Annotated in this window: 7 protein-coding genes and 1 pseudogene; 4 read left to right on the top strand and 4 right to left on the bottom strand. The window is 57.3% G+C overall.

Annotation, left to right across the window (positions count from 1 at the left end; genetic code table 11):
* A pseudogene (locus K359_RS59645) lies at positions 1-250 on the bottom strand (helix-turn-helix domain-containing protein); the annotation flags it as partial.
* A 151-nt stretch (positions 251-401) separates the two neighbouring features.
* On the opposite strand from K359_RS59645, the gene K359_RS64980 reads away from it, so the two are divergent.
* Positions 402-689, top strand: a complete 288-nt coding sequence (locus tag K359_RS64980; RefSeq protein WP_245284873.1) for a hypothetical protein — start codon at positions 402-404, stop codon at positions 687-689.
* Between the two features lie 654 nt (positions 690-1,343).
* On the top strand, positions 1,344-1,583 hold the full coding sequence (locus K359_RS54690; RefSeq protein WP_245284872.1) for a hypothetical protein: 240 nt from the start codon (positions 1,344-1,346) through the stop codon (positions 1,581-1,583).
* Between the two features lie 235 nt (positions 1,584-1,818).
* Here the strand turns inward: K359_RS54690 and K359_RS62140 are convergent, their stop codons facing one another.
* Entirely contained in the window at positions 1,819-2,187 is a 369-nt protein-coding gene (locus K359_RS62140; protein ID WP_156928934.1) for a hypothetical protein, read from the bottom strand.
* Positions 2,188-3,067: 880 nt separating this feature from the next.
* Between K359_RS62140 and K359_RS0140390 the strand changes: the two genes are divergently transcribed.
* Together K359_RS0140390 and K359_RS0140385 are read left to right on the top strand one after the other, a co-directional pair.
* Positions 3,068-3,817 (top strand): hypothetical protein, encoded by a 750-nt coding sequence (locus tag K359_RS0140390; protein ID WP_029084301.1) that lies wholly within the window; start codon positions 3,068-3,070, stop codon positions 3,815-3,817.
* Positions 3,818-3,876: 59 nt separating this feature from the next.
* A complete protein-coding gene (locus K359_RS0140385; RefSeq protein WP_029084300.1) occupies positions 3,877-4,596 on the top strand; it encodes a hypothetical protein in 720 nt (239 codons plus the stop codon).
* An 853-nt stretch (positions 4,597-5,449) separates the two neighbouring features.
* Here the strand turns inward: K359_RS0140385 and K359_RS0140380 are convergent.
* Both K359_RS0140380 and K359_RS54685 read right to left on the bottom strand, forming a co-directional pair.
* Positions 5,450-5,689 (bottom strand): hypothetical protein, encoded by a 240-nt coding sequence (locus K359_RS0140380; protein ID WP_224496568.1) that lies wholly within the window; start codon positions 5,687-5,689, stop codon positions 5,450-5,452.
* A gap of 156 nt (positions 5,690-5,845) precedes the next feature.
* Entirely contained in the window at positions 5,846-7,483 is a 1,638-nt protein-coding gene (locus tag K359_RS54685) for a hypothetical protein (RefSeq protein ID WP_156928933.1), read from the bottom strand.
* Positions 7,484-7,854 lie beyond the last annotated feature (371 nt).

The raw sequence follows: 7,854 nt of genomic DNA, 5'->3' as shown, positions 1-7,854 counted from the left end.
ACGGTAAAATCGTTTCGGCACCGTTGCATCAGCCATTCGCGGTGCGGCCCCGCAATCTTCTTTGGCCGATAGCCCCCGATCTGGTCTGGCTTGACGCTACCGGTCTCGTGGAAGCGCTGTACCCAGTTGATCGCCGTGCTGATGCCCACCCCAAATTGAGCCGCAGCCTGATGCCGCGACAGGCCACCTTTGATGACAGCTCTCACTACCCGCTCACGAAGGTCGTCCGAATAGGCTCCGTCCCATCCATGCTGGCCTCCTTCCCAGCCAGCATGTTGAATCAGAAGCCTTCCGATTTGGGAATCCCAAATCGATTCAAGCTAGACCCATCCCGCTCTAGTCAGCACGCTGGCTCATCTTCGACGGGAACCCGGCCGTACTTTCTCGGTTCCGAGCCCCCGGTGGTTGAGATCTTAAAGTCCACCTTCGAGAACGAGCTAGAGGAGTTTTATGGCGACGATATCGGGCATATTGCTACGCATCCGCAGCGGTACTCAGATCCAATCTCCCCGTTTCGCTTCGGCAGGAAAGCCGGATCGGAACAGGCGCGATATTTCAGCTATCAGCTGGGCAACAAAAGCGTTGGACTTCTTCGAACCGAGCCCGGAGGCCTCATGAGCGAGCTCTTCAAAGGCGACAACCGTGGCGGGAGAAGTTCCCCGGACGAGGTGAAATCACGTCAAGGATAGATTTCCGAGTTACCCATCCACTTGTCGATAACGCAGGCGATATTCTGCTGGAACATCAGCTTCGGCTCGATGGCGACGAACCGCTCGTCCTGTCTCACTCGATCAACCCGGAAGCGAAAGCTCGCGCAAGAGCATTGGGCTTCGTTGAGGTAAGCGATTCGATGATGGTGCTTGACCCTACCAAGCGCGAGGACAGGTGGAAGAAGAACGAAGATGGACAATGGCAGCGAGAGGGCAAACCACCCTTGTATCTTGCCGCAACTGAAGACAGAGTCGGTAGTGTTGCTGGGCGGCCCCAGAACGCAGCGACTCCCGCGCAGGATCCGTACGATGATGGATACAACTTCATGTAGATCGCGCCGCTCACGATGAGACAACTCAGGTGGTCAGCAAGATGGATTCTCGCACTGGTCCGACTCGACTCTGATACAATTCGAGGTACAATTTGATCACTGACACCAAGCATCCCGCGCGGGAATGGACCCGGTGGCGGCAGGGAGTTCAAACCACACTAGGAACGCGCATGCCATTTGACGCCGCGGCCTGACGCTTCACTGAAGGCACCTCCACACTGCTCAAGTTGCGAAGATCCGCAGCCTGACGTTGCACCCCGCCAGAACAAGAAACGACACGTTCCATTATTGGCTCAGAGAAGTGATTGCCGACGAGGCGGTTCACTCAATGAACGCCGTTAACGTTATTCGCGCTCATTATAGCGACCGCATTGGCGAAGTCGCCGCAATTCTCGATAACCTCATCAGGCGCGTTACCGACAAGCTGAATTATTCTGGAACCTTCGTCCTGGATCATTTCGGCGGAGTGTACAATAGAGAGATGTTTGCCAGCTCCCGTCTCGCTGTGATGAGAAACGTTGCCAAGCCAATCGCGGTGTAGAGGGAGGTGGATGGAGCCATCGGCCACGATACATGGCCCCGCGCAGCAATCGAGCAGCCGTGCACGACGGCCTGAGCCGGACAGCTTATTGGACGGCGCAGCCTCTCAGGCTCTTTGCACAGATGCGCATCCAAATCAATCTCACAGCGAGCCTGAAAAGCTAAACCGTCGCTCTCATTGCCCTGCGATCCGCCGTGCGCCGCAAGTCGCCATCCTTGCTCGGTTGCTACCGAGTTCACGTCCATTTCACCTGCAATGTCGTGTTCGTGACGTTCTCGCGGTTGAGCGCGCTGCCAAGAAGGTAAACTCCGCGTTTTGTTTTGCGGTCACTTGACCACGCAGTGCGCCCATCGAGAGCCGTCGAGCAATCGGTCCAGCTTTGCTCGGCTGCTTGCGAACGGTGTGCGGCTCCCGCTTTGTCGGCTTCCTTGGCCGCAACGGAACTTGGCCCCGATGTAACGAAAGGCGATCGCCATTGAGTATGGAGCTCCGTGGCGACCGAGGTGCGAGGCACCGCTCCTGGTGCCCTCCACTCGATGGCGCGCACCGCCGGAGCGGCTCTGCACACCATACAATCCAAAGTCAGCTTGATGCTGAGCTCCATGAAGGCTCTCACTGACAAATATTCATCTGGGTCGAGCTGCGCACATCGTGCCGGCGACGCCAGCTCTGCTAACGAACGGCAACTGGGCCGAGAAGCCCACAGGGGAATGGGCCGAGCCCCAAGCAGCGGCTTGCGGACCAGAACGGCTGAGGTGGCTCGGCCGATGCTCCCCTGTCCAGGCCCGCGAAGAAAGGCTGGCACCGACCGGATAACATCCGCCGAAACAGTCATCGCTGAAGCTGCGGCAGGCGGCGGCGCCGGCCTGTTTGGCGGATGCGTCTGACCTAGCCCTACTCCGCATCGCGACGTGTTCCTGTCAACTTGGTGGATGAGGAAACCACAAGGCCCGTCTTAGGGAAGTCCTGCGAATTGCGGAGCGGCACACCTTGCAACGACTGCCAATCTGCCGAGCTGCAGACAGAGGACGACTTTCATCAGAGTTATCTGGGCAGCGTTCGGTCCTGCCTGGACGCAAGCCCACCTCATAGCACCGCCTCGATCAGTTCGATCAAAGCTTGAATCTGACGCCACGTGCGATTCTCGTCATTTCAGGCTGATCGAGAATCGGCCGCATCAAGTAGCTAATGGTGATCGCGATGATCACCACCCGCGCATAGTTGTCTCCTCGAGAACTTCCCTTCAGCTACTCGCAAACCTCTCGTGGAGTACGATCACGAGTGATTAGTTGCTGTTCTCGACCTACATTGTCACTGCAATCAAGTGGCCTCTGCGGCTCGCTGTTGCAGAATATTCATCAGTTGCGCGGCTCCCGCATCAAAGATGCCATTGCCCCTTCTTTCTGCCATGTTCGCGTCCAAAGCAGAGACTCGCCGATCGCGTACTTCGCGCGCGGCAACAGCGAGTGTCTCAGGAGATTGTCATGGTGAAGCCAGTTGTGATTGTGGTGGGCGCGGACAAGGGAGGAGTCGGAAAGACGACCGTATCACGAACGCTTCTGGACTACTTCAGCGTCAATAAGGTGCAAACACGCGCATTCGACACGGAGTCGCCGCGGGGAACGCTGAAGCGCTTCTATCCCGAGATCACCGAGATCGTCGATATGACGACGACCGCGGACCAGATGAAGATTTTCGATACCCTGAATTCAGGGCTATCCGTCACCGTCATCGATGCTCGCGCCGGCTTATTGTCCTCAGCACTGGCCTCCTTGCGCGACATCGGCTTTTTGGATTCGGCGCGGTCCGGCCAGATCACCTTTGCCGTATTCCATATCTTGGGATCATCCATCGCTTCTCTGGACGAGATCGCTGAGACCGCGACCTTCATGAGCGGCGCAAAGTACTATCTGGTCAAGAACTTCATCAACGACACTCAGTTCTTTCAGTGGGACCAATCGACCTACAATTCCTATTTTCACCGCATCAAGCATGCGACCGAGTTGACCATACCGAAACTCAACGAGATGGCCTATGAGCAGGTCGAAGTCGCTTCCGTCCCATTCGTGGACTTCGTCGCAAACAAGGGGCGGAACGATGAGCCAGCGAACAACTCCTTCGTGCTGCGCGGTTATGTCCGGCACTGGCTGGCAAATGTCTGGAGGGAATTTGACCGCATCAACTTGACGGAGCTGGCCGGCGCCAGGTCAGCCACCCAGGCCGGCGAGAAGTAATCCGATTCTCAGCGCGCTCCGGGTTGAGCCACGTACCAAACAACATTGATCTGCCGGCTATGTTAGCGACCCCAATCTACATCATCTGCTCTCCTAGCCCGCAGGTCGGCAAAACCCTCATCGCTCGCCTCGTAAGCGAGTTCTTGCTGCTGAAACATGGCACCGCGTTGTCGTTTGATGTCAATCTGAAGGAGCCGTCATTACTTGATTACCTTCCCAACATCACGGAGACCGCAGATGTGATTGATACTTACGGCAAGATGCAGCTGATGGACCCACTGATCATCCACGATCGGGTAGCCAAGGTGATCGACCTCGGCTTTCATGCCTTCGACGAGTTCTTCAAGATGTGCGAGGAGATTGGCTTCATCAAAGAGACGGCGCGCTGCTATGTCGCGCCTATCATCTTGTTCGTCGCTGGCACTGACCGCATCTCCATGCGCAGTTATGAAATGCTGCGGCAAAGGATTCCGACGCCGGCACTAGTCACTGTGCACAATGAATTTGTGCTCCGCGGAGAATTACCTGGAGCGATGGATGGCGAGCGGGTACTTCGGATTCCCGCGCTGCCGCCGTTTCTCAAGAGATATATCGACCGACTTAGCTTCTCATTCACCGGGTATCTGCGCAACGAGAAGGACTGGTCTACCGAACTACATCAGTGGATCCGCGGAAATTACACTATGTTTCGCGATCTGGAATCCAGTATGATCCTGCGGGGCCCCTATCGATCTCGGGCGACCAACATCGCGAGCCTAAGGAGCACAAGGGCCACGTGAGGTTCCATCTCGCCGTCCATTTCGATTAGAGATGAACGTATGCAATTACCAGACGCGATTCATTACCGGGATCGTCGAGTCGAGAGCACTCCCTTTCGTCGTGATCGTCCGCGGCAGCTCTTACGCCGAACGGCCGATCCGGACACGCCGGCTCTCGGAAAGATCAGTGAGCAGCTGACGTTGCGAGGAGCCAGACGTGTCGACGGCTCTTCCATCAAGTGGTGCTTCACAGCTCAACACCGGGCTTCCCGCGCATTACCACGCTTTTGATCTCGCAAGCGATCTCGTCGCGGAGCGGGGCGCACGGTTCGGCATCTACGTCTTCCGTCGGGACCATCCTCTGCCAGTTGCCGGTTTAAGCGGGTGTGATACTCCGCGCTCGCGTCGACGTGCCTCTCTTGCGTCGCCACACGTGCGGACGCGATGGCGGCTCGCCGTGCTCTCATGGTTATCAGCGCGTTACCAGATAGTGCGTACATTGTCCCCTGATTTCGAACTGACACCTCCGCTCCTGGCAACTTCGTCGTCAGTGATATGAGCGACAAGAAGCGCATGCCGAAGCGACCTGCCGCAGCTCTTGAAAAGCCCAAAGCTCATCCGCTGTAACGTTGCTGACCCCCACCGCGAGGCAGCACCCGCCCTCGACGTAATCAACAAAAGCTATCCTATGTCTTCTTGGATGAAGAACTGCCGTCTCGCTTGACATCAGCCGCGAGGATCGATCTTCCAACATCGCTCATGGCGTCACAGATAGAGGCCGGCAAACGCCCATGACCCGAGTCTTGATCGCAGGCGTGTTCAGTTCAACAATTGAGCATCTGCAGCGATACGATAGGTGCTTCTTAAGGCCCAGTCACTGCAGTCGATCCGCACCGCGACCGATGAACTCAAGCACCGACTGCGCGTTGTTGATCTCGCGTGAGACGCGCATCCGGATTGCCGCCTCTTCCGTCGCGATCAGTCCCGCACTCTCGCAGGCGATCCCGAAATGATGCATGACCTGTTCGTTGGAGGGGGCGATACGGTTCTGCAACAAGCTGGTCGTCAATGATGAGAGCATGTGGTCGACGACATCCTTTTCAGCCTCGATCAACAACTGCGTCCCTTCTGATTGTTTACTCACTTCTGTGTAATGTGCCGCTCCCGATCACATCATTAGGAGCAGCTCGCCGCGTCGATTCGTTGTGTCGCGGAGTCGCTGCATGATACGCATTGAACAGCGCAACCGCCGGGAGATTTCTTTGCTCGATTACCTCGGCTGCTGGGACCACTTCTCTCCAGTACGGAGCTGCGCTGCTCCAGTTTGCGAAAGTTTCAGCTGCCTGATGATCTCCGCTATCGCCTGGTGGCGGACAGCGTCTTGCGGCCATTTACTGAAGCCATTCAGCAGATTCTCCGATTCCGGCCTGGTAAAGTCAAAGAGCCGGATACCGCGGCCAAGGACCTCATTGATGACGGCGATCGTGGCTTGGCGAGCGGCGCTCTCTCGCGGCCATCTGTTGAAACCGATCACTACCCCCCTGAGGTCCTGGGCAGAGAAATCTGAGAGCCCGGTCCCGCGCTCGGTGCGGCGAAGCACCTCGCCCGCGAGCATAACGGTCACTTGAGCGCACGGCAGCTCCTCCGGCCAATTGCTGAAGCCGTTCACTAGATTCGCCAGCCCCTGCTGTGAAAAATCGTCTAACTGGGTAGCGCGGCGCAAGACCTCACGAGCGAGTGCGACCGCGGCGCGGCGAACGGCCAGCTCCTCCGGCCACTTGCTAAAACCGTTCACCAGGTTTGCCAACCCCTGCTGCGTAAGATCGCGGAGTTGCGCAGCACGGCGAAGAACCTCGCCAGCGATCGCGACTGTAGCCTTACGACAGACCGCATCTTCCGGCCATTTGCAAAAGCCGTTCACCAGGTTCGCCAGTCCTTGTTGGGTATAATGAGGAAGCTGGGTGGCACGGCGCAGGAGTTCACTTGCGATCGCGACTGTCGCCTGACGAGAGACCGCGTCATCTGGCCATTTACTGAAGCCATTCACTAGATTCGCCAGATCCTGCTCGCTAAACTCACGAAACCGGGCGGCACGTCCAAGGACTTCACCAGCGATCGCGACTGTAACTTGACCGTAGGGCCGCTCATCTGGCCACTTGCTGAAACCGTTCACCAGGATGGCCAATCCCTGCTGCGCAAAAGCGCGGAGCCGACCGGGACGGCGCACGATTTCAAGTGCCAGCGCTGCCGCAGCTTGGCGCGAGGTCACTTCTTCCGGCCATTTGCTGAAACCGTTGACCAGACTCACCAACCCTTGCTGTGTAAACTCAGAGAGCTGGTGGTGGCGGTTCGCACGGCGAATAACCTCACCCGCGATTGCGACGGCGGCCTGGCGAAAGTCGGCCTCTTCTGGCCATTTGCTGAAACCGTTGATCAGCGCTGCCAGGCTCAGATTGTTCAGCTCTTGAAGCGACCTGCTTTCCTCGCGACAAAGCCTAGCTATTCGGATCGCTCCATAGTGACATTCCGAGCTCCTGGAGTGCCGGCCGAATGACGCTGCAAAGATAGATAGGGCCCTGATTCCGATTTTCTCCATCAGAGCATGGTCAATCTGCGACACGCGAGAAGCGATCTTTTCGCAAGCGTCCCGCCCTGGCTGACCTCCGGCTTTTCGACTCACCGCGTTGCACGTCGTGGCATAGCCCCACGATCTTTCGGCACGGATGCTTTCCTCGAAGCTTGGCAGGAATCTAGATTGAAACTCAACGGCCGCTTTCTGCAGAAACACCAGTTGGTCCGCCTTGCGGAGCTGCTTGTCGCGCGCGACCACTGCGGTTGAGAATTCAACGATGTCACGAGCACGATCAATTTCGCTTAGCGCCGTCGTCAGGTTAGTTTCAGCGGACATACGACCTCCGAGCTTTCACCACGGCGCACCGTGCGGCCACGCGGTCAATGTGACCGATCATCGCCTCTGGCTGGCAATTAGCCACCTATGCAATTGGAGCATCTCCTTGCGAGCTCCCGGCTGTTCACTCAGCTCGCTGTCGCTGCGACGAGACACACGGTTGCAGCTGTTGTCACTCCTGTCCGTAGCATTCTATCGTCTCACGCAATATCGCAACTTCGTTCTTTCCACCCCGATCGACAATGACAGAACGGCGTCGTCCCGCCGAGGATGCAACCGATTTTCCTGCCCGTCGCTCCCAAGCGAGAACATCGGCAATTAGTGAGCCATCCTGCCCGATCATTATCGCCAATAAATCGTAGACGCCTGCC

Origin of the sequence: Bradyrhizobium sp. th-b2 (genome assembly GCF_000426785.1) — a bacterium.
GTDB lineage: Bacteria > Pseudomonadota > Alphaproteobacteria > Rhizobiales > Xanthobacteraceae > Bradyrhizobium > Bradyrhizobium septentrionale.
This window is presented reverse-complemented; position numbering and strand designations above follow the sequence as displayed.

Excerpts from the sequence above, each read along its gene's own strand:
- K359_RS62140 (WP_156928934.1), bottom strand. The coding sequence starts at position 2,187 with ATGGAGCTCAGCATCAAGCTGACTTTGGATTGTATGGTGTGCAGAGCC.
- K359_RS0140390 (WP_029084301.1), top strand. The coding sequence starts at position 3,068 with ATGGTGAAGCCAGTTGTGATTGTGGTGGGCGCGGACAAGGGAGGAGTC.
- K359_RS0140385 (WP_029084300.1), top strand. The coding sequence starts at position 3,877 with ATGTTAGCGACCCCAATCTACATCATCTGCTCTCCTAGCCCGCAGGTC.
- K359_RS54685 (WP_156928933.1), bottom strand. The coding sequence starts at position 7,483 with ATGTCCGCTGAAACTAACCTGACGACGGCGCTAAGCGAAATTGATCGT.